We start from the raw sequence: 26,277 nt of genomic DNA, 5'->3' as shown, positions 1-26,277 counted from the left end.
CGTGGTAAGTCCGCAGTTCGCGCCGTTGCGCGTCACCGACCCGGCCGTGTTCGGCCGCGTCGCCGTGCTCATGGGCGGCACCAGCGCCGAGCGCGAAGTGTCGCTGGATTCCGGGCGCGGCGTGCTGGAAGCGCTGCGTTCGCGCGGGGTCGATGCGTTCGCGGTCGACGGCATCCCGGCGTTGATGGACACCATCCGCGCCGGCGGCGTCGACCGCGTCTTCAACATCCTGCACGGCAACAAGGGCGGCGGCGAAGACGGCGTGCTGCAGGGCGTGCTGGAAGCGCTCGGCGTGCCGTACACGGGTTCGGACGTGCTCGGCTCGGCGTTGGCGATGGACAAGATCCGCACCAAGCAGGTGTGGATGTCGACCGGCCTGCCGACGCCGCGCTACAAGCGCATCGCCAAGGGCGACGACGTCCACGCGGCGGCGCGCGAGATCGGTCTGCCGGTGATCATCAAGCCCTCCAGCGAAGGCTCCAGCGTCGGCGTGTCGCGCGTGCTCAAGGACGCCGACATCGACGAGGCCGTGGCGCTCGCCGCGCGCTATCCGGGAGAGATGCTGATGGAGCAGATGGTGATCGGCGACGAGCTGACCGTGGCCGTGCTGGTCAACGGCGAGGGCTATACCGCGCTGCCGTCGATCCGCATCGTGCCCAAGGGCGAGTGGTACGACTACCACGCCAAGTACATCGCCGACGACACCCAGTACCTGTGTCCGGGCCTGGACGGCGCCGACGAAGCCGAGATCCGCCGGCTGGCGATGGAAGCCTTCGTCGCCGCGGGTTGCAAGGGCTGGGGCCGGGTCGACGTGATGCGCGACCGCAACAGCGGCCAGCTGTATCTGATCGAGGTCAACACCGCGCCGGGCATGACCAGTCATTCGCTGGTGCCGAAGGCCGCGCGCCAGGTCGGTATCGAGTACGACGAGCTGTGCTGGCGCGTGCTCGAAGCCACCGTGGTCGCGCCGCCTGCCGTAGGAGGTGACGCGGCGTGAACGCCATGCTCCGCCTCGTCGGATGGTTGCTTGCGCTGGCCTTGGTCGCGCTGCCGGTCGTCGCCGTGCTCAACGGCTGGGTCGGCGCGAACCAGTGGCCGCTCAAGCGCCTGCGCGTGACCGGCGAGTTCGAGCGGGTGGATGCGGCGTCGTTGCGCAAGACCTTGTTGCCGTATGCGCAGCGCGGTTTCTTCGCGGTGGATCTGGCGGCCGCGCAGGACTCGGTGGCCAAGCTGCCGTGGGTCGAGCATGCCGAAGTGCGCAAGCGCTGGCCCGACGTGCTGGAAGTCAGCGTGATCGAACACAAGCCGTTCGCGCGCTGGGGCAAGGACCAGTTGCTGTCGGAGCAGGGACGCCTGTTCCCGGTCGACGGCATCCAGGTGCCGGACGGTCTGCCGCAGTTCGGCGGGCCCGACGCGCGGGTCGCCGACGTAGTCGCGCTCTACAACGAGTCGCGCGAGCTGTTCGCCCCGGTCGGCATGGACGTAAGGCAGGTCGAGGTGGACCAGCGCGGCAGTTGGACGCTCGGTCTGGGCAACGGCGCGCAGATCGTGGTCGGACGCAGCGAAGCGCGCGCCCGCCTGGGCCGCTTCGTCAGGTTGTTGCCGCAGTTGTTGGCCCAGCGCGTGCAAGTGCTCGCGCGCGCCGATCTTCGTTACACCAATGGTTTTTCGCTGTCCTGGGCGCCCGTGCAGGCACCCGAGGCGGCACCGAAACAGCAGCAAGGACAGTCATGAACCGCAAAGGCGACAAGTCGCTGATCGTAGGCCTCGACATCGGCACCTCCAAGGTGGTGGCGCTGGTGGGCGAGTACACGCCTTCCGACGGCCGGCCCGGCACTCCGATCGAAGTCATCGGCATCGGCTCGCACGAATCGCGCGGTCTCAAGCGCGGCGTGGTGGTCGACATCGAATCGACGGTGCAGTCGATCCAGCGCGCGATCGAGGAAGCCGAGCTGATGGCCGGCTGCGAGATCCGCTCGGTCTACGCCTCGATCTCCGGCAACCACATCCAGTGCCGCAACTCGCAGGGCATCGCGCCGATCCGCGACGGCGAGGTCACTTACGGCGATCTCGACCGCGTGCTCGAAGCGGCCAAGGCGGTGGCGATTCCGGCCGACCAGAAGATCCTGCATGCGATCCCGCGCGACTACGTGCTCGACGATTCGCAGGAAGGCATCCGCAACCCGGTCGGCATGACCGGCGTGCGCCTGGAAGTGCACGCGCATCTGGTCGTGTGCGCGCAGTCGGCCGCGGCCAACATCAGCAAGTGCGTGCAGCGCTGCGGACTGCAGGTCGACGACCTGATCCTCGGCGTGCTCGCTTCGAGCAATGCCGTGCTGACCAGCGACGAGCGCGAGCTCGGCGTGGTCCTGGTCGACATCGGCGCCGGCACCACCGACATCGCGGTGTTCGTGCAGGGCGCGATCGCCCACAGCGCGAGCCTGCCGATCGCCGGCGACAAGGTCACCGAAGACATCGCCCACATGCTGCGCACGCCGACCCCGGAAGCCGAGCAGATCAAGGTCCGCTACGCCTGCGCTTTGGCGCAGATGGCGACGGCCGAGGAATCGATCCAGGTGCCGAGCGTCGGCGACCGCCCGCCGCGGCGCATGCCGCGTCACTCGCTGGCGCAAGCGGTGCAGGCGCGTTACGAGGAAATCTTCGAAATGATCCAGGCCGAACTGCGCCGCTCGGGTTTCGAGCATCACGTGCGCGCCGGCATGGTCCTGACCGGCGGCGCCTCGAAGATGGAAGGCGTGGTCGAGCTGGCCGAGGAAATGCTGCAGATGCCAGTGCGAGTGGGCATTCCGCAGCACGTCACCGGCCTGGGCGAAGTGGTCGGCAACCCGGTCCACGCGACCGGCGTCGGGCTGCTGCTGATGGGCAGCCAGATTGAGAACCCGCGCCGTCCGGTGATCTCCACCGGTCGCGCCGGCAGCTTCTTCAACAAGATCAAGAACTGGTATCGCGGCGAGTTCTGACGGCCGGGAATCGGGAATTGGGATTCGAGAATCGAGAATCGTAAAGGCAACAGCAATAAGCACGAGCAACAGCACTGGCAGGTTGTGGCAACGGCAGTAGCGGTAAACGAGTAGCGAAACGTCGGAGAGGACGGCATCGAGACCAAGGCTTCGCTTTTTGCGAATCCCGATTCCCGAATCCCGATTCTCGGCAGAAAAAAACCAAAAACGTCGGAGAGGACGGCATCGAGACCAGGGCTTCGCTTTTGCGAATCCCGAATCCCGACTCCCGAATCCCGGCACTAATAAGAGGACGAGGACATGGCACATTTCGAACTGGTTGAAAAAATGGCCCCGAACGCGGTCATCAAGGTCGTTGGCGTGGGCGGCGGCGGCGGTAACGCCGTGGCGCACATGGTCAGCGGCAACGTCGACGGCGTGGAGTTCATCACCGCCAACACCGACGCGCAGGCGATCAAGAACTGCGGCGCCAAGCTGCAGCTGCAGCTCGGCAGCAACGTCACCAAGGGCCTGGGCGCAGGCGCGAATCCGGAGGTCGGCCGTCAAGCCGCCTTGGAAGATCGCGAACGCATCATGGACGCGCTGACCGGCGCCGACATGGTCTTCATCACCGCCGGCATGGGCGGCGGCACCGGCACCGGCGCGGCGCCGGTCGTGGCCCAGCTCGCCAAGGAGATGGGCATCCTGACCGTCGCGGTCGTCACCAAGCCGTTCCCGTTCGAAGGCCGCCGCCGCATGCAGGTCGCGCTGAAGGGCATCGAGGAGCTGTCGCACCACTGCGATTCGCTGATCACCATCCCGAACGAGAAGCTGATCACCGTGCTCGGCCGCAACGCGACCATGATCCAGGCCTTCCGTGCCGCAAACGACGTGCTGCTCGGCGCCGTGCAGGGCATCGCCGACCTGATCGTGCGTCCGGGCCTGATCAACGTCGACTTCGCCGACGTGCGCACGGTCATGAGCGAGATGGGTCTGGCGATGATGGGCACCGGCGCCGCACGCGGCGACGACCGCGCCCAGGCCGCGGCCGAATCGGCGATCCAGAACCCGCTGCTCGACGACGTCAACCTGGCCGGCGCCAACGGCATCCTGGTCAACATCACCGCCGGTCCGGACTTCACCATGGCCGAGTTCGACGAAGTCGGCCGCACCATCGAGAACTTCGCTTCCGAAGACGCGACGGTGGTCATCGGCACCGTGCTCGACCCGGACATGCAGGACGAGGTCAAGGTCACCGTGGTCGCCACCGGCCTCAACCGCGTCGCCGCCAAGCAGTCGGTGCGCGGTCACGGTCACGACCGCGAATCGCAGCGCGCGCCGATCCAACTGGTGCGCAACGCGACCACCGGCCAGCCGGAGTTCTCGGCGATGGACGATGTCGGCCATGCGCCGATGCCGAGCTTCGGCGGCAGCCTGCGCGGCAGCTCGCGCCAGGAACCGACCGGCCCGGCCGTGGCGGACTTCGGCAGCGACAACAGCTACCTGGACATCCCGGCGTTCCTGCGCCGCCAGGCGGATTGAAGCGTTGGAGCCAGGAATGAGTGGGCAGGAGTGAGAAACGAGTAGGGCGGCTTTCGCTCACTCTTCACTGTTCTCGACTCGTTCCTGCTTCAAGGAACACCCTCGGGCCGGACTCGTCCCCGGCCTCAGGCATCTTGCCCCCGCGCCCCGGCGCAGGGGGCTTTTGGGCCGGTCGGCCCTACCCCTCGGGGCGGTCGACCGGTCAGTTTGACGAACGCTGTTGACAACGGCGGGACAGTGTGTCCTTTCCGTTCAGGTTCAGGGTTGCGCGTGCTAATCTTGCGCGGCTTCGTTTCACCCCCATCCAGTGGTCGGTCCCCTTCGCGTCCGCAGGCTTTGCGGACCGATGCCGACACCAACACTCCATGTCCGCGGAAAGTCTCCCCACGACCATGCTGCGTCAGCGCACCCTCAAGAATGTGATCCGCGCCACCGGCGTGGGCCTGCACAGCGGCGAGAAGGTTTTTCTCACCCTGCGCCCGGCGCCGACCGATACCGGCATCGTGTTCCGCCGCGTCGATCTCGACCCGGTGGTGGAGCTGCCTGCGCGCGCCGACCTGGTCACCGAGACCACCCTGTGCACGGGCCTGACCTACGGCGCCGGCAAGGTCATGACGGTCGAACACTTGCTGTCGGCGATGGCCGGGCTCGGCATCGACAATTGCTATGTCGAACTGTCGGCACCGGAAGTGCCGATCATGGACGGCTCGGCCGGTCCGTTCGTGTTCCTGCTGCAGTCGGCGGGCATCGCCGAGCAGGACGCGCCCAAGCGCTTCATCCGCATCAAGCATCCGGTCGAGGTGCGCGACGGCGACAAGGTCGCCCGTTTCGAGCCCTTCGACGGTTTCCGCCTGGGTTTCACCGTGGTCTTCGACCATCCGGCGATTCCGGCGGCGCAGTCGCGCGCGCAGGTCGAGTTCTCGACCGAGAACTACATCCGCGAAGTCAGCCGCGCTCGCACCTTCGGCTTCATGCGCGACCTGGAATACATGCGCGAGCGCAACCTCGGCCTTGGCGGCTCGATGGACAATGCGATCGTGCTCGACGAGTTCCGCGTGCTCAACGACGACGGCCTGCGTTACGCCGACGAATTCGTCCGCCACAAGATCCTCGACGCGGTCGGCGATCTCTACCTCGCAGGCCACGCGATCATCGGCGCCTACGAGGGCTACAAGTCCGGCCACGCGCTCAACAATAAGCTCGTGCGCGCCCTGCTGGCCGAACGCTCGGCTTGGGAGCAGGTCACCTATACCGGCTCGGAGCCGACTCCGGTGGCCTACGGCGAGCCCATTCCGGCCTGATTCGGCTTGATTGGGCCTGTTCGGGCCCGATCGGGAACCCGCGCCGGCCTGATCGGGCCGGGGTGCGGAGGCCGGTAAACGGCGCCCGAAACTGAATGCGCGACCGGCGCCCGGCCCGGAAAATCAAGAACGTTAACGCGATCACACTCGTGAACGGCGCGTGACGTCTTAACTAATTTCTAACGAAACCTTTCTGAAATGCTTCCGGCTCTTTAACAAAGCCGAGGGGTAGGGCCAGTAGGATTCTCCGACCCCGGCTCTCGGACCCCCGCCGGTTTGCGTCGACGACGCGGACCGCCCCGAGTGTCAGCCGGCGTCGCTGGGCCCTGACGGATCAGGTTTCTTCAGCGATGCCAGCGCGGCTTGCAGCGCTTCTTGCGTCGCAGCCGACATGGGTTTGGCCTTCCTCACCGGCGCTGCCGCCGGCATGGGAATCGTCGTCTTGACGACGAATTCGGCCGCTTCCAGCCCGACGGATCGGGCTGCGTCGAGCAGTTCCGGAGCTGCGAGCCTCAATTTGGCGCGCCACACCGGAGCATCGACGACATACACGAGCCTGCCGCGTTCGAAATTGGCCAACCGCGCGTGCGCGGCGAGCGAAGGCGGCAGGTAGGGGCGTAACCGACGGTCCAGTTCGTCGAGCCATAGGGCTCGGCGGATCGGGTTGCCGGCGGGGTCTTCTAGCAGTGCATCCAAGGCGATGCGCGGCTTAGAGGGGCCGCGCGACGGCGGCTTGGGCTTGGAATAAGACATCGGACACATGACCTATAAAACCATCGTAGACAACACACGAGCCAGGCTGGGCGAGTTCTTCCAGCAGGCCGGACGGATCGGCTCCCGCCGTCCGGCGCTCGCCATCGCATTGCTGCTCGGCACCGGCGTCAGCATCGGTGCCGGTGCGGGCATCGCCGACAACCGCATGCTACGCGCGCAGTTGACCCAGCAGCAGGCCCAGATCACCGCGACGCGCCGCGACGCGCAGCGCGAGATCAACGCCCTCGCCGCACGCATGGGCGAATTGCAGGCCGAAGCCAACCGTCTCAACGCGCTCGGCGAGCGCCTGACCCGGATCGGCCAACTGCAGGACGGCGAGTTCGATTTCGAAAAGCCGGTCGGCGTCGGTGGCGCCGGTCCGGTGCGCGACATGGCCAAGCCCGAGCTCGACGCCGGCATGGACCTGCTCGATCGCCAGTTCAAGGCCTCCGGCGAACAGCTCTCGGTGCTCGAGTCGCTGTTGTTCAATCGCCAGGTCGACATGAATGCGGTGCCCTCGCGTGCGCCGATCGCCAACAGCTATATCACCTCCGGCTTCGGCGGCCGTGCCGACCCGTTCAACGGCGGCGCCGCGTTCCACAAGGGCATCGATTTCGAGGCCGACGTGGGCGACCCGGTGCTGGCCGTGGCCGACGGCGTGGTCAGCTACTCCGGCGTGCGTTCGGGCTACGGCAACGTGATCGAGATCGACCACGGCAACGGCTACGTGACGCGTTATGCGCACAACTCCAGCCTGCTGCTCAAAGTCGGCGAACTCGTCCGTGCCGGCCAGGAGATCGCCAAGGCCGGCTCCAGCGGCCGTTCCACCGGCGCCCACGTGCATTTCGAAGTCTGGGAAGGCGGCCGGGTCGTGAACCCGCTCAAGTTCCTCAACCAGCAATCCCCGCTGAGGGGGTGAACCAAGCCCGCTCGCGAGCCACTGGCTCGCGGGCTTGGTGAACGCCCGCCGCGCTGCGGCGGGCTGGGCGAGGAAAACCAAGCGGGAGCATTCGCTCATCGCTGGCCGATCACCTGCCGAATAGCGATCCCCTCGCGAGCCATTGGCTCGCGGGCTTGGTGAACGCCCGCCGCGCTGCGGCGGGTCAACCGAGCGGGAGAGGCATCGTCCTGGTCGATGCCCGCTGGCTCGCATACCGACCTGATACGGCTCCACAGCCATCCAAGTCGAAATGCTTCCCGCGCCGGGCGGTCAATAGCCGGCTGCCGAGTCCGTCCAAACCCGCCGAGCACCGGGCTCGCCCGAGCCCCGGGAATCCGCCGAACTGTGGAATTGAGCAAAGTCCCACATTCGATCGGCGCACATCCCCCTTGATACCGTTCAGGTCGCCCCCCACGCTAGAATGCGTGTGGCCAAAGACCAGGCTCGATTCGATCGGGGGCGCACGGCGCCTCCGATTGCGTTTTCGGGATGCCGAAACGCAAGAACAGGCTGGTCGTCTGGATTCCTGGGGAACTTGCCGGCGGCGGCGCGCTCTTAAACCGTCCCGCCTGTGCCACCCCGTTCGCTTTACACGGACCCGTTCATGCTCAACAGCTTGCTTACCCGCGTTTTCGGCAGCCGCAACGATCGTCTGCTGCGTCAACTGCAACGATCCGTCGTCAGGATCAATGCGCTCGAGCCGGAGATGCAGAAGCTCTCCGACGCACAGCTGCAGGCCAAGACGCCGGAGTTCCAGAAGCGCATCGCCGACGGCGAGTCGCTCGACAAGCTGCTGCCGGAGGCGTTCGCGGTCTGCCGCGAGGCGTCCAGGCGTGTGCTCGGCATGCGTCACTACGACGTCCAGCTGATCGGCGGCATGGTCCTGCATCTGGGCAAGATCGCCGAGATGCGCACCGGCGAAGGCAAGACCCTGGTCGGCACGCTGCCGGTCTACCTCAACGCGCTCGAAGGCCAGGGCGTGCACGTGGTCACGGTCAACGATTACCTGGCACGCCGCGACTCGGCGTGGATGGGCAAGCTCTACAACTGGCTCGGCCTGAGCGTCGGCGTGGTCTATCCGGGCATGCAGCACAGCGACAAGCATGCCGCCTACGCCAGCGACATCACCTACGGCACCAACAACGAATTCGGCTTCGACTACCTGCGCGACAACATGGCGCTGTCGAAGGAAGACCGCTATCAGCGCGGCCTGCATTACGCGATCGTCGACGAAGTCGACTCGATCCTGATCGACGAGGCGCGCACGCCGTTGATCATCTCCGGCCCGGCCGACGAATCGCCGGAGCTGTACATCAAGGTCAACCGCATCGTGCCGTCGCTGATCCGCCAGGAGAAGGAAGACGGCGAGGGCGATTACTGGGTCGACGAGAAGGGCAAGCAGGTGCACTTGTCCGAAGCCGGCCAGGAACACGCCGAAGACCTGCTGCGCAAGGCCGGCATCCTGCAGGAAGACGAGGACTCGCTGTACGCTGGCCACAACATCAGCGTGGTCCATCACCTCAATGCCGCGCTGCGCGCGCATGCCATCTACCAGCGCGACGTGGACTACATCGTGCGCGACGGCGAGGTGGTGATCGTCGACGAGTTCACCGGCCGCACCCTGCAGGGCCGACGCTGGTCGGACGGCCTGCACCAGGCGGTCGAGGCGAAGGAAGGCGTGCCGGTCCAGCGCGAGAACCAGACGCTGGCCTCGATCACCTTCCAGAACCTGTTCCGCATGTACAAGAAGCTGGCCGGCATGACCGGTACGGCGGACACTGAGGCCTACGAATTTCAGAGCATCTACGGCCTGGAAGTGATCGTGATCCCGACCAACCGGCCGATGCAGCGCAAGGATCACTCCGACCAGGTGTTCCTCAATCGCACCGGCAAGTACCGCGCGGTGCTCGGCGAAATCAAGGCGGCGCACGAGCGCGGCCAGCCGGTGCTGGTCGGTACGACCTCGATCGAAGTCTCGGAGATGCTGAGCCAGCAACTCACCGAGGCCGGCGTCGCGCACGAAGTGCTCAACGCCAAGCAGCACGAACGCGAAGCGAACATCATCGCCCAGGCCGGTCGCCCCGGTGCGATCACCATCGCCACCAACATGGCCGGCCGCGGTACCGACATCGTGCTCGGCGGTTCGCTCGAAGCCGAGCTCGCCGACCTGGCCGCGCAGAACGGCGGCGAGCCGGTCGACGAAGTGACCCACCAGCGCCTCAAGGCGGCTTGGCAGGAGCGCCACGACCAGGTCAAGGCGTCCGGCGGCCTGCACATCGTCGGCACCGAGCGCCACGAGTCGCGTCGTATCGATAACCAGCTGCGCGGCCGCGCCGGTCGCCAGGGCGACCCGGGCTCCTCGCGCTTCTACCTGTCGCTCGAAGACAACCTGATGCGCATCTTCGCCGCCGATTGGGTCCAGCGCGTGATGGCGCGCATGGGCCTGAAGGAAGACGACATCATCGAAAGCCCGCTGGTGACCAAGCAGATCGCCAACGCGCAGCGCAAGGTCGAGGCCCACAACTTCGACATCCGCAAGAACCTGCTCGACTTCGACGACGTCAACAACGACCAGCGCAAGGTCATCTACGGCCAGCGCGACGAGCTGCTGGAAGCCGAGAGCGTGCAGGACAACGTGGTGGGCATCCGCGGCGACGTGGTCGCCGACATGGTCCAGCGCTACGTGCCGGCCAATTCGGTCGACGAGCAATGGGACCTGCCGGGTCTGGAAGCGACGATCGCGCAGGAGTTCAACGTGCAGGTGCCGCTGGTCGAGACCGCGCGCACGGCCGAAGAGCTCGATGCCGAGACGGTCGCCCAGAACGTGCAGGACGCAGTCGAGGCGCATTTCACGACCCGCGAGAGCCAGGTCGGTGCCGAGACCATGCGTATGCTCGAGAAGCACATCATGCTCAACGTGCTCGACCAGAACTGGAAGGAGCATCTGGCGCGCATGGACTATCTGCGCCAGGGCATCCATCTGCGCGGTTACGCGCAGAAGCAGCCCAAACAGGAATACAAGAAGGAAGCCTTCGAGCTGTTCTCGGAGATGCTCGACAAGGTCAAGCGCGAGGTGGTGACGATCCTGGCCCGCGTGCGCATCCAGAGCGAGCAGGAAGTCGCCGAGATGGAAGCGCTCGAACGCGCCCAGGCCGAAGCGCAGGCGCGGCAGATGCAGTTCCAGCACGCTTCCGCCGGTGGCTTCGGCGCCGACGAGGAAGCCGCGCAGGTGTCCGAGGAAGCCTTCGCCAACGCCGGTCGCAACGATCCTTGCCCCTGCGGCAGCGGCAAGAAGTTCAAGCACTGCCATGGGCAGTTGGGCTGAGGACGGCGGGAGTCGGGAGTCGGGAATCGGGAATCGCAAGGCGGAATCCGAATCCGTTCCCGGCGACGCGGCCGCTGCAGCAGCGTTGGCCGCCTCCGAATCCCGAATCCCGAATCCCCGCTCCCGGCTGGTAGAAGTCGTCGCGGGGGTGATCCGCGACGCGCGCGGGCGAGTCCTGCTCGCGCGCCGGACCGAAGGCCGCGATCTGGCCGGCCTGTGGGAGTTCCCCGGCGGCAAACGCGAGCCCGGCGAGACGCCCGAGGCGGCGCTTGCACGCGAGCTGCACGAAGAGCTGGGCATCGAGGCCGACGTCGGCGCAGCGGTGATCCGCGTGCCGCAGGCCTACCCGGACAAGCGCCTGGTCCTGGACGTGCGCGAGATCCGTCAATGGCGCGGCAGCGCGCGCGGCCGCGAAGGCCAGGCCCTGGTCTGGGTGCCGCCGCACAAACTGGCCAGCTATGCGATGCCGCCGGCGGATCGCCCGGTGGTCGCCGCATTGCAGCAATCCGAACACTATCTGGTCACGCCCGAGCCGGGCGAGAGCGACGTCGCCTGGCTCGATGCGCTGTCGCGCTCGCTGCAGGCCGGGGTACGCCGCGTGCAGCTGCGCCTGCGCACGGTCGAGGCCGAACGCAGCCAGCGGCTGGCCGCGGCCGCCGCGGCCCGCTGCCGGGCCGTGCAGGCCGAAGTGCTGGTCAACGGCGACATCGCCATGGCGAACGCATTAGGTGTCGGCCTGCATCTGCGTGCCGTGCAACTGCGTGAGCTGGGCGAACGGCCGGTCCCGGCCGGGATGCCCTTGGCGGCCTCCTGCCACGACGCCGACGAGCTGAAAGCGGCCCAGGCCTTGGGCTGCGACTTCGCCGTGGTCGGCTCGATCAAGCCGACGCCGAGCCACCCCGGCGTGTTGGGCATCGGCTGGGAGGCGTTCTCGGTCTTGCGTGAGTCGGTCTCGCTGCCGATCTATGCGATCGGCGGCCTGGTCCCAGACGAAGTGGCCGAAGCGCGTCGCTACGGCGCGCAGGGCATCGCCGCCATTCGGGGCCTTTGGGTCGCGAGTTAGTTACCGGCCGCCGGTCCGGATCGATCCGGATCGTCCGCACCGCAGCGGATTCAACCGGCCGCGCGGCTCGAAGCTAAGGCCCGATAGCGGCGGTCCAAGGCCGCGACCTGGGCCGCCAAGGCCTCGATCGGGCCATCATTGACGATGACGTCGTCGGCAATCGCGAGCCGCTCGCCGCGGCTGGCCTGGGCCGCGATCATGCGCGCGGCGAGTTCGCCGTCGATGCGGTCGCGCTGCATCACCCGGGCTTGCTGGATATCGACCGGCACGTCGACCACCAGCACGCGGTCCAACCACGGATAGGCGTCGCGTCCGCCGCCTTCGGCCAGCAGAGGAATCGCCGCGATGGCGTAGGCGCCGGGCGCGTCCGCACAGTGGTCGCGCAGCATCGAGCGCACACGCGGGTGGACGATGGCTTCGAGGCGGCGCCGTGCGCCGTCGTCGCCGAATACGAGTTTGCGCATGGCGGCGCGGTCGAGCGCGCCTTGAGCATCCAGGACGGCCGCGCCGAACTCGGCGACTACTTCAGCCAGCCCGGCGCTGCCGGCTGCGACTGCCGCACGCGCGGCCAGATCGGCATCGGCCACGACGATGCCCAGTGCTTCGAAATGCCGGGTGACTTCGCTTTTCCCCGAAGCCACGCCGCCGGTGACGCCGACGCAGAACGCCGCCATGGCTCAGGCGAGGCCGGAGAACTGCAGATAGGCCTGGAGCAGGGACTCGCCCCAGAAGAAGGTCAGCCAGCCGGCAATGGCCAGGTACGGGCCGAACGGGATCGGAATGCCCATGTCGCGACCCTTGACCGCCAGCCAGATCGAACCGATCACGGCGCCGACGAAGGACGACAACAGGATCGTCGGCAGGACGCCCTTGAGGCCGACCCAGGCGCCGATCGCGGCGAGCAGCTTGAAGTCGCCGTGGCCCATGCCCTCGTGCGGGTCTTTGACCCTTCTGACCACCACCTGGTACTGCTTATAGACCCAATTGACCAGCCACAGGCTCATATAGCCGGCGATCGCGCCGAGCACCGCCGGCTTGGTCTGGAAATACAGGTTGTCGCTGCTGGCGACGATGCCCAGCCACATCAGCGGCAGGGTCAGTTGGTCGGGCAGCAGCTGGGTCTTGAAGTCGATGCCCGACATCGCGATCAGGAAGCCGGTGAAGACCATCGCGCCGAAGCCCTGCCAGCCGAAGCCGAAGCGCCAGACGCAGGCCACCATCAGCAGCATGGTCAGCAGCTCGACCGCCGGGTACTGGATCGAGATCGGGGTCTTGCAGCTGCGGCAGCGCCCGCGCAGGACCAGGTAGCTGAACAGCGGAATGTTCTCGTACCAGGACAGCTGATGCTTGCAGTGCGGGCAATGCGAGCGCTCGACCACGATCCCGGGCGGCGGCGGGTCGTAGACCTCCGGCAGCTCCAGGATTTCGCGCGCGTCTTTCTTCCACTGCCACATCAGCCGCTTGGGCAGGCGCAGGATGACGACGTTGAGGAAACTGCCGAGCAGCAGCCCGAAACCGGCCGCGAGCGGATACCCGAGGCCGGGGTTCTGATCTAGGAATGCCATGCGGAAAGGATACTTCCCCGATCAGACCGTCGCAGCAAGTTTGAAGATCGGCAGGTACATCGCGACCACCATGCCGCCGACGATGACGCCCAGGATGATCATGATCAGCGGTTCCAACAGGCTCGACAGCGCGTCGACGGCGTTGTTGACCTCCTGCTCGTAGAACTCGGCGACCTTGACCAGCATGGTGTCGAGCGCGCCGGCCTCTTCGCCGATGGCGGTCATCTGCACCACCATGTGCGGGAACAGGTTGACCTGCTTCATCGCCATGTTGACCTGATAGCCGACTGAGACGTCGTCGCGGATCCGGTACACGGCCTTTTCATAGACCACGTTGCCGGTCGCGCCCGCGACCGTGTCGAGGGCCTCGACCAGCGGCACGCCGGCGCGGAAGGTCACGGCGAGGGTGCGGGCGAAGCGGGCGATCGCGGCGTTGTGCAGGATCTGCCCGACCACCGGGATCTTGAGCATGGCCCGGTCGAGGAAGTGAGCGAATGCCGGCGAGCGGTTCTTGGTCATGATGAAGGCGATGGCGGCGCCGACCACGAGGAGCAGGATCGCCCACCACCACTTGATCATGAAGTCGCTCATGCCGATGACCATCAAGGTGAACGCCGGCAGATCGGCGCCGAAGCTCTTGAAGGTGGCCTGGAACTGCGGCACCACGAAGATCAGCAGGATCGCGCTGACCAGGATCGCGACGGCGACGACGGTCGCGGGATAGAACAGGGCCTTCTTGATCTTGCCCTTGAGGGTCTCGATGTTTTCCTTGTAGCTCGCGATCGTGTCCAGCACGGTCTCGAGCACACCGGCCGATTCGCCGGCCTTGACCAAGTTTCGGTACAGTTCGTCGAACTGGACCGGATGCTTGGACAACGATTCATTCAACGACGAGCCGCTTTCGATATCGGCGCGGATGGTGTTGAGCAAGGTCTTCATGCGTGGGTTCTTGTGCCCTTCGCCGATGATTTCCAGCGAGGTCACGATCGGCACGCCCGATTTCATCATCGTGGCGATCTGACGGCTAAAGATCGCGATCTCGCCCGGCGTGATGCGCTTGCCGCTCGCGCCGAACAGGGGTTTGCCCTTCAGCTTCACCACCGTCGGGGTGATGCCTTGGCGGCGCAGTTCGGCACGCAGCAGGTTGGCGTTCTTCGCCGCTTGCTCGCCCTTCATGACGATGCCGCGCTTGTCGGTGCCCTGCCAGACAAACATGTCCAGCGGGTTGGCGCGGCGTACCGCGGGGGCTTGCTTGGCTGCGGTACGGGTGGCGGGTCGGGTCGCGGACATGATTTAGTCCTTGGTTACGCGGTTGATTTCGGCCAGGCCGGTGACGCCGTTCATCACCTTGATCAGTGCGGAGCGGCGCAAGTCGTTCACGCCGGACTTGATGGCGGCGGCCGCGATCTGCATCGCGTTGCCGCCCTCCAGCACGATGGCCTGGATTTCGTCGGTCATGGGCATGACCTGGTAGATGCCGGTACGTCCCTTGTAGCCTTCGGTGCAGTCCGGGCATCCCGCCGGCTCGTACAGCTTGAATCCGGACGCGATCTCTTCCGCACTGAAGCCTTCGGCGAGCAGGGCGTGTTCCGGCAGATGCACCTCGCGCTTGCAGTCATGCAGACGGCGGGCGAGGCGCTGGGCGATGACCAGGGTCACCGACGAGGTGATGTTATAGGGCGCGACGCCCATATTCATGAGGCGGGCGATGGTCTGCGGTGCGTCGTTGGTGTGCAGGGTCGACAGCACCATGTGGCCGGTCTGGGCGGCCTTGATCGCGATCTCGGCGGTCTCCAGGTCGCGGATTTCGCCCACCATGATCACGTCCGGATCCTGGCGCAAGAAGCTGCGCAGCGCGGCGGCGAAGGTCATGCCGCGTTTGACGTTCATCTGCACCTGGTTGATGCCGGGCACGCGGATTTCGACCGGGTCTTCGACCGTGGAGATGTTGCGTTGCTCGTCGTTGAGAATGTTCAGCGCGGTGTACAACGAGACTGTCTTGCCCGAGCCGGTCGGGCCGGTCACGAGCACCATGCCGTAGGGCTTGACCACGGCATTGATGAACAATTCTTTCTGGTAATCCTCGTAGCCGAGCTTCTCGATGCCGAGGCGGGCGGCGCTGCCGTCGAGGATACGCAGCACGATCTTCTCGCCGAACAGCGTCGGCAAGGTGCTCATACGGAAGTCGATCTGCTTGGTCTTGGACAGATTGAGCTTGATGCGTCCATCTTGCGGCACGCGCTTCTCGGCGATGTCGAGCTGCGCCATGACCTTCAGGCGCGCGGCGATGCGCGAGTGCAGCTTGTTCGGGACCTTGGCGACCTGCTTGAGCAGGCCGTCGATGCGCAGGCGCACCCGGTAGTCGGTCTCGTAGGGCTCGAAGTGGATGTCCGAAGCGCCGCGGCGGATCGCATCGACCAGGACCTTGTTGATGAACTTGACGACCGGGGTGTCGTCGCCCTTGGCGTCGATGCCGGTGTCGCTGGTCGTGCTGAGATCGTCGTCCTTGCCGATCTCCAGAGTGTCGAGCCCATCGCTGTCGCCGACCGCGTTGGCGAGGGCGTCGGAGTTCTCGAGCCAACGGTCCAGGGTCCGTCGGATCAGCTCCTCATCGACCAGGATCGCTTCAACCGCGGCATTGGTCTGGAACTTGATCTCGTCCAGGGCGGCGGTATTGGTCGGGTCGGCCAGGCCGATGAACAATTTGTTGCCGCGCTTGAACAGCGGCAGTGCGCTGTGTTTGCGAATCAGCTCCTCACTGATCGCCCGCACTGCCGATTGACTCGGGTCCAGGGTGCTGGGATCGAACAGCGGCACGCCGAACTCGATCGAGTTGGCGGCGGCCAATTGAGCGGAGGTGGCAAGCCGATGCTCGGCCAGGTAGGTGGCCAGCGGTTTGCGCTCGGCGCTGGCCGCGGCCATGGCTTCGCGTGCCTTGACCTCGTCCAAAGCTCCATCCAAGACCAAACGCCGGGCAATGCCGGTGATACCCACCAAGTTGGCGGTCGCGACGCTGGACATTTCAGCCCTCAGTTTTCCCCACCCTGACTTTACCTCAATCTCAGACCTTGGCGAGCTGACCGCTGTCGCTTTTCTGGAGTCGGACGGTTCTAGCTCCAGTGCGGACAGGCTATCCTGCGCCTTCGGGGAGAGAACATGCACGTATCTGTAGTTTTGCCGGCCAAAAACGAGTCGGAAGGGCTTCGCCGCACCCTGCCAGCCCTGCGCCAGGCCCTGCCCGGCGCCGAAATCATCGTAGTCGACGATGGTTCGACCGACGACACCGCCGCGGTCGCGACGGGCCTGGGTGCCCAAGTATTGTCTTCGCCCTATTCGATGGGCAACGGCGCCGCGATCAAGCGTGGCGCCAGAGCCGCCAGCGGCGAGGTCATCGTGTTCATGGATGCCGACGGCCAGCACGACCCGGCCCATATCCGGCTACTGCTGGAGCGGCTCGAGGCGGGCTATGACATGGCCGTGGGCGCGCGCAATTCCGGCGGTCAGGCCAGCGTCGGCCGCGGCGCCGCGAATGCCCTGTACAACCGCCTGGCCAGTTGGATGACCGGGCACAAGATCCAGGACCTGACCTCGGGTTTCCGGGCCGTGCGCGCGGCCAAGTTCCGCGAATTCCTGCATCTGCTGCCTAACGGTTTCAGCTACCCGACCACGAGCACGATGGCATTTTTCCGCAGCGCCTATCCGGTCACCTACGTGCCGATCGAGGTTGCGCGCCGGGTCGGCACCCAAAGTCATATCCGCCCCTTGCGCGACGGCGTCCGCTTCTTGCTCATCATTTTCAAGATCGCCACGCTGTATTCGCCGCTTAAGTTGTTCGCGCCCGCCGCAGTGAGCTTTGCCATGCTCGGGCTGGGGCATTACGCCTGGACCTTCGCTACCCAGGGGAGATTTACCAACATGAGCGCTTTGATGCTCAGTGCGTCGGTGATCGTCTTCCTGATCGGTCTGGTGTCGGAGCAGATTACCTCGCTTACCTATACCCGCGCCGACAGGCCATGAGCCGTCGGCGAGCTGTCAGCGAATCATGAGCGGCGCCGATGTCGCCCTGTTGATCACCACTTCCTATGCGCGCGCAGGCGACGGAAGCGAGGCGGCCGGTGCCTTCGTATCCGATCTTGCGCAAGAGCTCGCCGGCCTGATGCCGGTCAGAGTCGTAGCGCCCGGGCGCTCGGAAGAGGTCGGCATGCATGGGGCCGTCGAGGTATGGTCGTTCGAAGCTCCCGATAAGCCCCTGTCGTTGTTGTCGCCGGGCGATCCGCGTAATTGGCTGGCAATCGTGCGGACCTTGCGCTCGCTGCGGCGAACGGTGTTGGCCGCGAACGGCGACGCGCGTATTCGGCATGCGCTCGCATTCTGGGTGTTGCCCTCGGGATGGGCCGCGCGTGCGTTAAAGCGCAAGAGCGGGATCCCGTACAGTGTGTGGGCCTTAGGCAGCGACATCTGGTCGCTCGGTCGCATCCCCCTGATTCGAGGGTTCTTGCGAGGCGTATCGCGTGATGCAGCCCAGGCTTACGCCGACGGTATGCGCTTGGGGCAGGATGCCGAACGGGTTACGGGGCGCCGGTTCGACTTTCTTCCTAGTACGCGGAAATTGACTGCGGTGCGGTTGCGTCCGGTGTCGAGGGCCGCGCCGTATCGTTTGCTGTTTCTCGGCCGCTGGCATCCGAACAAGGGGGTCGACCTCTTGATCGCCGCCTTGGCGCTCCTCGGCGACGAAGATTGGGCGCGCATCGACGAAGTTCACCTCGCCGGTGGTGGGCCGCTGAAGGACGAGGTCACTGAGGGCGTCGCGGCGCTGCGGGCCGCCGGCCGGCCGGTCCGTCTCAGCGGATATCTCGATCGCGAACAAGCTTCGCGAGCGTTCGGCGAGGCGGATCGCCTGCTTTTGCCCTCGCGCATCGAAAGCATTCCGGTGGTGTTCTCCGATGCGATGAAGTTCGCGCTTCCCGTGGTTTCGATGCCGGTCGGCGATTTGCCGAGTCTGATCAGGGAAGGAACCGGATGGCTGGCACTAAGCGTCGATGCCGATGCCTTTGCCGATGCGATTCGCGCCTGCCTTCATTCCGGTCACGACGATGGCGCCCTGGGCAGCATGAACGAACGCTTCTCGCTAGAGAGGATCGCCCAGCGGATCGCCAGCCATGATTGACCTGGACTCGGATCATTGGATGGATGCGCTTCGCGACGGGCTCGGTGCGCAGATACGCCGGCTGCCCGGACAGCAAGGCGGCTCGGTCGCGTGTTTTCGCGCCGGCCCTTTCCGGGTCGCCTATCCGGACTTCCTGATCGGCGCACAGGACATCGGCGCAGAGGCCTTGGCCGCAAGAGTCGATGCCGCCCGCGGTTTGCGCGCGGACTTGATACGGGTCCAGGCGGAGCGTGTGTGCGAAGATGCGCGGGTTTTCGCCCGACATGATCTCGGCAGCATCGTCATCCCGGCTCTGGGCGAATGGAACGAGCGCAGTTGGGAGAAAGCGCGTCGGGCAGCGAATCGTCTGGTCAGGTCGGAGCTCGAGATCCGGGCAGGGCGCCGGGGCGACGGCGTCCATCTGCATCGTTTGTATCTTTCGACGCTGCATCGCCATAGCGGCGCGGCGCGCTACACCGAAGCCTACTTCGAGTCCATTGCGCCGCATGCCGCGCTGGTGGCGGTGTTGGACGGGACGATATCCGGCTTCGTCTGCACCGGATTTCGCGGCAAGCGAGCGTGCTACATGCATGGCGCGCATCTGCCGGAAGCCCGCGGGCACTATCCCTCCGATCAATTGTTCCTGACGATGTTGCGCTGCGCGCGCGATGCCGGGATGAGCAGTTTCGATTTCCTGCCATCGCCGGCCGGCCAAGGTAGTCTTGGGGCCTACAAGCGCGCATGGGGCGGCAGCGACGCCCCGCTGTTGGTCAGCGATCTCGCGCTGAATCCCCTGCGTGCGCGGGCTTTCGCCGCGGCATTGCGCTTGTCGAACAAGCTGGGCTCAATCCGCCGGGGTTCGACGGGCGGCTAGCACCTTCGCCAGCCGCGCCGCGTCGAAGCGGATTCCCCGTAGATAGCGGCTGCGATGGTCGTAGAGATTGTCGAAGCCCAGCAGATACACGCCGGGCAGGCTCTGCACTTCGAATCGGCTGTTGAGTGGCACGTCGAATCCGTTGCGAGTGACGGGGCGGGGCAATAGATCGAGTAGCGCGCGATACCCGGTCGCCATGATCACCGCAGCGGCGTGCGCCCGTCGGCCATCGTCGAGGACGATTTCGCCGTTCTCGATTCGCTTGAGCGTGGGCCACACCTCGACCTTTCCGCTTTCGACCAACCCCCGATTGCGTCCTCCGTCCATAACCGGGTAGGAGGGGCGTTTGATTCCGGGCCTCAATCGAGCCTGCAGCTCTTCCCAGAAGAAATAGACGGTTTCGCGAATGCTGGCTATGAAGCCGTGACGTCGGAATTCGATCGGCGAGCGCAAGCTCAACGCGCAAGGAATGCCGCGATCATGCAGCTCCAGCATCAGTTGCCCCGCGGTGACCCGCCTGCCGACCACCACCACCGGCCGGTCGCCCGAACGCAATTGCTCCAGTTGGGCGTAGTCGCTGATCTCCGAGGCGTGGAGAATGCGAACGGAACCGTCTTCGATCAGGGGCGGGGACGGCCACGACGGCGAAAAGAAATAGCCGGTTGCCATCGCGACCGACGAATAACCCGGCGAGATGCCGTGTGCCGTGCGGACGTTCCAGTTGCCGTTGCCGTCCTCTTCGATCCCGAGGACTTCGTTGTTCTCATGGATTGTTCCGCGTAGCCGCTTTGCGATGCGCAACAGGTGATCCAGGTATTCGCCCGCATGCGGCTTGCGAAACGGATTCCCACGCAGCACGTCGCCGAACGACAGCACGTTCGTCCACCACGGACTGAGGACGCGCAGGTCGGGCGGCGCGGCCCGCCAGGTCGCCCCCAACTCGCGAGCCTCGAACAATTCGTAGTTCAGGCCCAGCCGGTCGAGCGCTGTCGCAAGCGCGATGCCGGCCGGTCCGCCGCCTATGATCGCGATCATGCCCGAGCCTCGAACAGCACCTCTGCGTAATCCCACGGCCAGACGCCGGTGACCGCCGCGATGCCGGCCTCTGCAGCGCGCAGCATCGGCCATAGCGCGCGAGGGACCAGACCCATGGCGATCAGCGGAGTGCTCGGAAAACGCCCGTGCCGAAGCACGGAGGATCGCTCCGCGCTAAACCCGGCCGAGCGCAGCAGTGCCTGCCACTCCTCTCGGGTCCGTTGTACTTTCAGCCCCTTCTCGGTGACGCATCGGCGCGTACGCGCCTGCTCTATCATGATCAGCGATCCGCCCGGCTTCATCGCGTTTCGAACGGATACGAGCAAGGCCCTGGCCTGATCGTCGTCGACGAGGTAGCTCAGGACCACATAGACCATGACCCCATCGACCGTGCCCGGGGCCAGCGGCAGTTGTTTGCCGTCGATGGCTACGAAAAGGCAGTTCTGATCGCCACATCGTGCCCGGGCATGCCGCAACAGGTCCGCGGCGATATCGACACCGAGCATGGTGTAGCCGGCATCGAGCAAGGGCCGGGTGGAACTGCCGGTTCCGCAGCCGAGGTCGAGCAGACAACCCGATTCGATGCCGCGGCGTTTCAATGCGGCTAGAAATGCGCTGTTGCGGATGGCCGCCAGATATTTGTTCTTGTGGCCGCGGCTGTCCAGGGGATCGATGATCGCCGCATCGGGATCGATTGAGGCCAACGAGTTCCAGTAGGCGCGCTGCTCTCGATCAGCCTGGCTCACGTCGGGCTCCGAGCATCCACGCGCTGGACAGTGCGGCGGCCGCGATTTCCGCACCGAGAAACACCAGCCTGGCCAGGGTCGCGGTGACGGCCAGGGTCGCCGCATCCGCCCCGGTCAATCCGGGCGCCGCGACGAAAATCGCCTCGCGCACGGCGATGCCGGCGGGAACAACGAAAGCGGCCAAGGCGAGGATCGAGGCGCCGCCGTACCAGGTTCCGAGCAGCAGCCGCTCGGGCCAGTCCGCCAGGCCATGCAGCATGATCGCAAACGACGCGAAATAGAAAATCCATTCCGAACAGAGCAGCGCGGTGCCTTTCCAGGGCATCGGCGGCAACGGCCGGCTGCTCGTCAGCGGCGCCAGGCGAGGCAGAAAGCGGGACAGCTGTTTCAGCATCCAGGACTCGATGGCCGGATGACGATGCATCCATTCCACCGAAGCGATCACCGGAACGAGCAGCAACAGCCAGGCATGGGAGTAGCGAAAAGCGAGCATCAGCGCGACGACCAGTCCCGCGGCGAGCGCATTGGTCGTGGCCATTTGCCATAAATTGGCGATCACCACCTCGCTCGCGCGATGGGTGCCCGACATGCGCTGGCTTTGGTAGACAATACCCCAGACTTTGCCGGGCAGGTAGCGCACGATCTGGGCCTGCAGATAGATCGGCAACCCGGTCCGGCGGGAACTGCGCTCCCCGGCGACGCGGTCGAGCAGGCCGAGGTGGTAGCAACCCTTGATCGCATACATCGGGACGGCGACCAGCACGGCCAGCAGCACCTGCTGCCAACCGATCGCGGCCATGGACTTGCCGACCACCGAGACTTCCGGTTCGAGCGCGTGAGCCAGGAAGGCCAGCGCTCCCAGCACGAGCAGCCAGGTCAAGGCCTTGCGGACCGGGCCCGAGGGGCGACCCGGGCGCGTCGTCGTCGCTGCGCCTACGGGCTCGTCGGTGCTAAGGGGCGGGGTGGTCATAAAGCAGGCAATCGCGACTCGTTTGTCAGCTCGTCAGCGCGCGGGTCGCCGCATCGACCACCCGCTCCAGGTCCGAGTCGCTGAGCTTGGGCGAAAGCGGCAGGCTCACGGTCTGCTGTCCGATCCTTCTGGCATTCGGCCACTGGTCTGGGTCCCAACCGAAACGCTCGCGATAGTAAGGGTGCTCGGCAACGGACAGATAATGCACCCCGGTACCAACGCCGTGGGCATTCATGCGATTCAGGAAGGTGTCGCGTTCGATCCCTGCGCGGGCAGGATCGATCATCACCGTGTAGAGGTGGAACGCATGCCGGGTATGGCTTTCCGGATCGGCAGGCAAGCCCAGCGGCAGCTCCGCAAGCGCGTGGCCGTAGCCCGCCCACAACTCCTGTCTCCGCTGCCAGCTCTGTTCCACCCGTGCGAGTTGGTGCAGTCCGATCGAGGCTTGCAGATCCATCATGTTGTATTTGAAGCCGCACTCGACGACTTGATAGTGTTTGTAACCCTTGTCGCTGAAACGGTGCCAGGCGTCCTGGCTCATTCCGTGCAGGGCCAGCATTCGCGCGCGGGCGATCAATTCGGCATTGCGGCCGACGATGAGGCCGCCTTCGCCGGTTACGACGTTCTTGGTGACGTAGAAGCTGAAGCAGCCGAAGTCGCCGAACGTACCTGTCCTCTGGCCGCGGTATTCGCTTTCGATGGAATGCGCGCAGTCTTCGATCACCATCAGGTTGTGTTTGTTCGCAATCGCCATGATGCGATCCATGTTGCAAGGGCGCCCGGCGAAATGCACCGGCAGAATGGCTCGCGTGCGCGGCGTGATCGCCGCTTCGATCGCATCCGGATCGATGTTCTGGGTGACCGGATCGACATCGGCGAGGACCGGCGCCAGGCCGGCATGGATGATCGAGTTGACGGTCGCACAGAAAGTCAGCGGTGTGGTGATGACTTCACTGCCCGGCTCCAGGCCCGCTGCGACCATGCTGACGTGCATCGCGGCGGTGCAGGAGTTCACGCCTGCGACCAGCTGCGGCTCGATGCCCTTATAGCGGGCGAAATCGGACTCGAAACGAGCGACCCTCGGACCGGTTCCCAGCCAACCCGAACGTAGGCAGGCCTCCACCTCCGCAATCTCGGGTTCCTGGATGTCCGGAGCGGCAAAAACCAGAAAGGGGGGCTTGGTTTCGGTCGAATTCATGGCGGATCGGTGTCCTGAGTGGGTGACGCTCTATTGGGGCTTGTTCGAGAGCAGGCGCCGGCAGCATCTGGCCGGCCGGGCTGAGCTCTCGTCTCGCGGATCGAGATGCTCCTTCTCGCGTTCGCGACCTGTTACAGCCGTCCGGCCTGCATCAGACGCAGACTCCGTCGACGGCGGCGCAAGAAGCATGGCGGGGCATCGGTCTGACCGCCGCCGCGATTTCGTCGTTAGCCCGTTTCGACTTCATTGCTGACCCAGCAGGGCTTTCGTCTTCGCGAGTTCCGCGCGTCCTTGCGTGTCGTAGGGGCCCATGCGTTGATCCAATACCGCCAGCAACCGCTCGGCTTCCGGGCGCATCTTTCGGACCGCATAGATATTCGCGAGCAGGGCGCCGGTCGGCAGGTCGCCGCTCGCCTTCCAGGCGAGTTCCGCCTGCCGCTGGGCTTCTGCCGTACGGCCGGCATGCAGGAACATTTCCGCAGCCAGGAACCGGGTCAGCCATTTGGAGCGCGAGTAGTCCGGCTGAGTCTTTGCTTTTTCGAGCATGACCGAAATGCCGTCGGCGATCGCCGAGTCGGTCAGCCTGCCGCAGCCTTGTTCCTTGACGACGCGGGCGAGCAAGCGCAGGGCCGGAACCTCGGCCATGCTGAGCTTGGGGCGAGCCTCGATCAGAGCGCGCTGCAGATCCGTGGGGGGAACATCGATGCCCCGCATGCAGTCCAGCGTCACCCAGCTGATCCTGCCAATGACCCGGTTGCGCGGGTTCTTGCTGGCGAGCAGATCGGCGAAGGCATCGTAGGAGGCTTGGGTCTCGCCTTTTCTCAGGGCGATCGTGGCGCGGACCAGTTGGGCGCGCATCGAGTCCGGATGATGCTTGAGGCCCTGTTCCAGGATCAGATCCTCGGCTTGCCAGACATGCGCGCGTCCGCCGGTCGCAAAGGCGAACGACAGGGCAAATCCAGCGGCGATGACCAGACCCAATTGGCGGGGAGTGAAGACATTCGTGGGCAGGTCTTTAGGGACCAATGAAGCCAGGCCCACGACGGCCAGGATCAGGCCGAACGCGGGGAGGTAGTTGCGATGTTCGAAGTAAAGTTCCAGGGCAAGAATGCTGGATTCAACGCCGTGGGCCACGAGGAAGAAGAACCAGCCGGCAAATACGCTGGGCGCGCGCTTGCGCAGCGCGATGGAGCCCGCGCTGATCGCCAGCAAAGCGAGCAGAGAGAACAGAGTCGTCGGTGGGGAGAGCAAGCCGGTGGAGGGCTGGAAATCGTCGGTATACAGGCCGAGCAACGGTGTGCGGGGGACGAGTACCGTCCCGATGTAGTCCATCAGCACTCGCGACTGCGACAGCAGCCGTTCGACCAGGGTGAAGTCTCGCTCGGCATAACCGCTCAGCAGGCGATCGGGCGTTGCGATCAACAGGCCGACGACGGCCAGTCCCGGAAGCAACAGGAGCAGCCCGAAGAAGGCTTGGACGGCCCGATCGGGCTTGGGCCGCGAGACGAAATACGCCAGTTCGATCACCAGGCATAGCGCAGGCGCTACGGCCGCGTTCTCCTTGCTCATCAAGCCGGCGAAGACCAGCAAGGGAAACAGTAAAAACAGGCCGAGCAAGGCTCTGCGGGTCTTGCCGTCGATCAGTTGGCGGCGGGCGGCGAGGTAAGCCCACAACGATGCCAACACGAACAGAGTGCTCAGCTGCGCCATGCGTTGCACCGAGTAGAGCACGGTGCTGACGTTGATCGGATGCAGCAGCCACAGGGCGACGACGATGCTCGCGAACAGATCGGAATTCGTGGACAGCCGCTGATCCTGGGCGAGAAGCCGTCGGATGACCTGCCAGCCGAGGAATCCGCAGGCCAGGTGGATGACGAGGTTGCCCAGCTTGTAGGCGTAGGGGCTGTGACCGCTCAGTTCGGCGCTGAGCAGAAAGCTCGCCATCGACAACGGTCGTCCAAGCATGCCGGACTGGTTGCCGAACACCACCGATTGCCAGCTCAGCTCGCCAGTCAGCCAACTCTGGACCGGATTGAGATTCGGCAGGTCGTCGAACAGGAACGGGCCCGAAAGACCCGGCCAGTAAATCAAGCAGGTCAGAGCCATCGCAACCAACAGCACGATACGAGCGGGCATAGTCCGTTCCGCAGAAAGATTGGCGCTGACTATACGGGCCGGCCAGGGTTCTGCCGAGTACTGCTCGCGCGCGCAGTGACCGAGCGCGCGATTTAGAGCGCGCGCAGGGTTGCGATCGTTCTCAACGACACTCGGCGGGCACTCGGGTCAAGTCGGTGCCGCTGGGGACGCTGCAATCCCATTCCACGCGGCCGGCCGCCAAGGTCGGGCGCAGGGTAAAAGTTATCGGGACCCCCGAGTTCGGCGACGTCGTCGCGGTCACCACGCCGTTCGCGCCGATCGCCACGCTGGCGCAGTAGCTCGAAGCCGCGAAACTGTAGCCGGTATTGGTTGCAGTGACTTGATTCAGCGCTCCCCGGTCCTGTGCCGTCTCGGAGACGGACAGCTTGGCCGCTGCGGCGACATTGAGGCATTCTGCGTTCTTGGTCCGGCTGACGTAGTCGAGGTAACCGGGGAGTGCGATTGCGATCAGGATCCCTAGGATCGCAACGACGATCATCAGCTCGATCAAGGTAAAGCCTTTTTGCCGCTTCATAGCGTATCCCCCCTGGATATTTGCTGTTCGCGTGGGCTGGCTGTCGTCGCCTTCGGCGAGACGTTTTGCCACCTGATCAAGTACAAGCACAGGCTGTGCCAAGTTTCGTAATCGGCACCGTAAAATGTGATAGACAACTCGATTTATCGTTGTCGCGTGCAATTGTTCGAGCAAAAGTACGAAGCGCC

Annotated in this window: 21 protein-coding genes and 1 pseudogene; 11 read left to right on the top strand and 11 right to left on the bottom strand. The window is 65.3% G+C overall.

Annotation, left to right across the window (positions count from 1 at the left end; all coding sequences use genetic code 11):
- Position 1: 1 nt before the first annotated feature.
- The 5 genes and pseudogenes from ACTJJK_RS08460 to lpxC all read left to right on the top strand — a co-directional run bounded on the left by ACTJJK_RS08460 (position 2) and on the right by lpxC (position 5,803).
- The gene (locus ACTJJK_RS08460; protein ID WP_440729989.1) at positions 2-997 is read left to right on the top strand and encodes a D-alanine--D-alanine ligase; all 996 of its coding nucleotides are present in this window, start codon (positions 2-4) and stop codon (positions 995-997) included.
- Positions 994-1,722: pseudogene (locus ACTJJK_RS08455) on the top strand (cell division protein FtsQ/DivIB); the annotation flags it as partial. The gene ACTJJK_RS08460 and the pseudogene ACTJJK_RS08455, both read left to right, overlap by 4 nt.
- An 8-nt stretch (positions 1,723-1,730) precedes the next feature.
- Positions 1,731-2,981, top strand: a complete 1,251-nt coding sequence (gene ftsA / locus ACTJJK_RS08450) for a cell division protein FtsA (protein ID WP_031371603.1) — start codon at positions 1,731-1,733, stop codon at positions 2,979-2,981.
- A 300-nt stretch (positions 2,982-3,281) separates the two neighbouring features.
- Positions 3,282-4,502 (top strand): cell division protein FtsZ, encoded by a 1,221-nt coding sequence (ftsZ, locus tag ACTJJK_RS08445; RefSeq protein ID WP_031371604.1) that lies wholly within the window; start codon positions 3,282-3,284, stop codon positions 4,500-4,502.
- A 392-nt stretch (positions 4,503-4,894) separates the two neighbouring features.
- Complete coding sequence (lpxC, locus tag ACTJJK_RS08440; protein ID WP_031371605.1) at positions 4,895-5,803, top strand: UDP-3-O-acyl-N-acetylglucosamine deacetylase; 909 nt, start codon at positions 4,895-4,897, stop codon at positions 5,801-5,803.
- 306 nt (positions 5,804-6,109) lie between these two features.
- On the opposite strand, the gene ACTJJK_RS08435 is transcribed toward lpxC, so the two are convergent.
- The gene (locus ACTJJK_RS08435; protein ID WP_031371606.1) at positions 6,110-6,556 is read right to left on the bottom strand and encodes a DUF721 domain-containing protein; all 447 of its coding nucleotides are present in this window, start codon (positions 6,554-6,556) and stop codon (positions 6,110-6,112) included.
- 7 nt (positions 6,557-6,563) lie between these two features.
- On the opposite strand from ACTJJK_RS08435, the gene ACTJJK_RS08430 reads away from it, so the two are divergent.
- The 3 genes from ACTJJK_RS08430 (at position 6,564) to ACTJJK_RS08420 (ending at position 11,884) form a co-directional block, all read left to right on the top strand.
- A complete protein-coding gene (locus ACTJJK_RS08430) occupies positions 6,564-7,475 on the top strand; it encodes a M23 family metallopeptidase (RefSeq protein WP_031371607.1) in 912 nt (303 codons plus the stop codon).
- 625 nt (positions 7,476-8,100) lie between these two features.
- Positions 8,101-10,821: a preprotein translocase subunit SecA gene (secA, locus tag ACTJJK_RS08425; RefSeq protein ID WP_031371608.1), complete on the top strand. Its 2,721-nt coding sequence runs from the start codon at positions 8,101-8,103 to the stop codon at positions 10,819-10,821.
- 106 nt (positions 10,822-10,927) lie between these two features.
- A complete protein-coding gene (locus ACTJJK_RS08420) occupies positions 10,928-11,884 on the top strand; it encodes a Nudix family hydrolase (RefSeq protein ID WP_031371609.1) in 957 nt (318 codons plus the stop codon).
- A gap of 50 nt (positions 11,885-11,934) precedes the next feature.
- On the opposite strand, the gene coaE is transcribed toward ACTJJK_RS08420, so the two are convergent.
- From coaE to pilB, 4 genes are read right to left on the bottom strand one after another with little or no spacing between them, the layout of a single operon-like run.
- Positions 11,935-12,558, bottom strand: coding sequence for a dephospho-CoA kinase (coaE, locus tag ACTJJK_RS08415; RefSeq protein ID WP_031371610.1), 624 nt, complete (start codon positions 12,556-12,558; stop codon positions 11,935-11,937).
- 3 nt (positions 12,559-12,561) lie between these two features.
- Positions 12,562-13,449, bottom strand: a complete 888-nt coding sequence (locus ACTJJK_RS08410) for a prepilin peptidase (RefSeq protein ID WP_031371611.1) — start codon at positions 13,447-13,449, stop codon at positions 12,562-12,564.
- Between the two features lie 21 nt (positions 13,450-13,470).
- On the bottom strand, positions 13,471-14,739 hold the full coding sequence (locus ACTJJK_RS08405) for a type II secretion system F family protein (RefSeq protein ID WP_031371612.1): 1,269 nt from the start codon (positions 14,737-14,739) through the stop codon (positions 13,471-13,473).
- 3 nt (positions 14,740-14,742) lie between these two features.
- A complete protein-coding gene (gene pilB, locus ACTJJK_RS08400) occupies positions 14,743-16,470 on the bottom strand; it encodes a type IV-A pilus assembly ATPase PilB (RefSeq protein ID WP_031371613.1) in 1,728 nt (575 codons plus the stop codon).
- Between the two features lie 135 nt (positions 16,471-16,605).
- Here pilB and ACTJJK_RS08395 point away from each other — a divergent pair, with 135 nt between their 5' ends.
- From ACTJJK_RS08395 to ACTJJK_RS08385, 3 genes are read left to right on the top strand one after another with little or no spacing between them, the layout of a single operon-like run.
- Complete coding sequence (locus ACTJJK_RS08395) at positions 16,606-17,466, top strand: glycosyltransferase family 2 protein (protein ID WP_031371614.1); 861 nt, start codon at positions 16,606-16,608, stop codon at positions 17,464-17,466.
- 25 nt (positions 17,467-17,491) lie between these two features.
- Positions 17,492-18,616, top strand: a complete 1,125-nt coding sequence (locus ACTJJK_RS08390; RefSeq protein ID WP_031371615.1) for a glycosyltransferase — start codon at positions 17,492-17,494, stop codon at positions 18,614-18,616.
- Complete coding sequence (locus tag ACTJJK_RS08385; RefSeq protein ID WP_081930758.1) at positions 18,609-19,469, top strand: GNAT family N-acetyltransferase; 861 nt, start codon at positions 18,609-18,611, stop codon at positions 19,467-19,469. Before ACTJJK_RS08390 ends, ACTJJK_RS08385 begins: the two co-directional genes overlap by 8 nt.
- On the opposite strand, the gene ACTJJK_RS08380 is transcribed toward ACTJJK_RS08385, so the two are convergent.
- The 6 genes from ACTJJK_RS08380 to ACTJJK_RS08355 form a co-directional block, all read right to left on the bottom strand.
- Positions 19,440-20,504, bottom strand: a complete 1,065-nt coding sequence (locus ACTJJK_RS08380; RefSeq protein WP_440729970.1) for an NAD(P)-binding domain-containing protein — start codon at positions 20,502-20,504, stop codon at positions 19,440-19,442. The two genes, ACTJJK_RS08385 and ACTJJK_RS08380, sit on opposite strands and share 30 nt — an antisense overlap.
- Positions 20,501-21,250 carry a class I SAM-dependent methyltransferase gene (locus ACTJJK_RS08375; RefSeq protein ID WP_051884763.1) on the bottom strand — a complete coding sequence of 250 codons (750 nt, stop codon included), beginning with the start codon at positions 21,248-21,250 and terminating at the stop codon, positions 20,501-20,503. Before ACTJJK_RS08375 ends, ACTJJK_RS08380 begins: the two co-directional genes overlap by 4 nt.
- Complete coding sequence (locus ACTJJK_RS08370) at positions 21,237-22,130, bottom strand: lysylphosphatidylglycerol synthase domain-containing protein (RefSeq protein WP_031371619.1); 894 nt, start codon at positions 22,128-22,130, stop codon at positions 21,237-21,239. Before ACTJJK_RS08370 ends, ACTJJK_RS08375 begins: the two co-directional genes overlap by 14 nt.
- 115 nt (positions 22,131-22,245) lie before the next feature.
- Positions 22,246-23,418 (bottom strand): DegT/DnrJ/EryC1/StrS family aminotransferase, encoded by a 1,173-nt coding sequence (locus tag ACTJJK_RS08365; RefSeq protein WP_031371620.1) that lies wholly within the window; start codon positions 23,416-23,418, stop codon positions 22,246-22,248.
- A 243-nt stretch (positions 23,419-23,661) separates the two neighbouring features.
- Complete coding sequence (locus ACTJJK_RS08360; protein WP_152566173.1) at positions 23,662-25,554, bottom strand: hypothetical protein; 1,893 nt, start codon at positions 25,552-25,554, stop codon at positions 23,662-23,664.
- Between the two features lie 121 nt (positions 25,555-25,675).
- Positions 25,676-26,191: a pilin gene (locus tag ACTJJK_RS08355; protein ID WP_440729969.1), complete on the bottom strand. Its 516-nt coding sequence runs from the start codon at positions 26,189-26,191 to the stop codon at positions 25,676-25,678.
- Positions 26,192-26,277 lie beyond the last annotated feature (86 nt).

The sequence above is a fragment of the Lysobacter sp. 22409 genome (assembly GCF_052045105.1).
Taxonomy (GTDB): domain Bacteria; phylum Pseudomonadota; class Gammaproteobacteria; order Xanthomonadales; family Xanthomonadaceae; genus Lysobacter; species Lysobacter antibioticus_B.
Note: the sequence above shows the minus strand (reverse complement) of the source record. Positions and strands in the feature narration are given on the sequence as shown.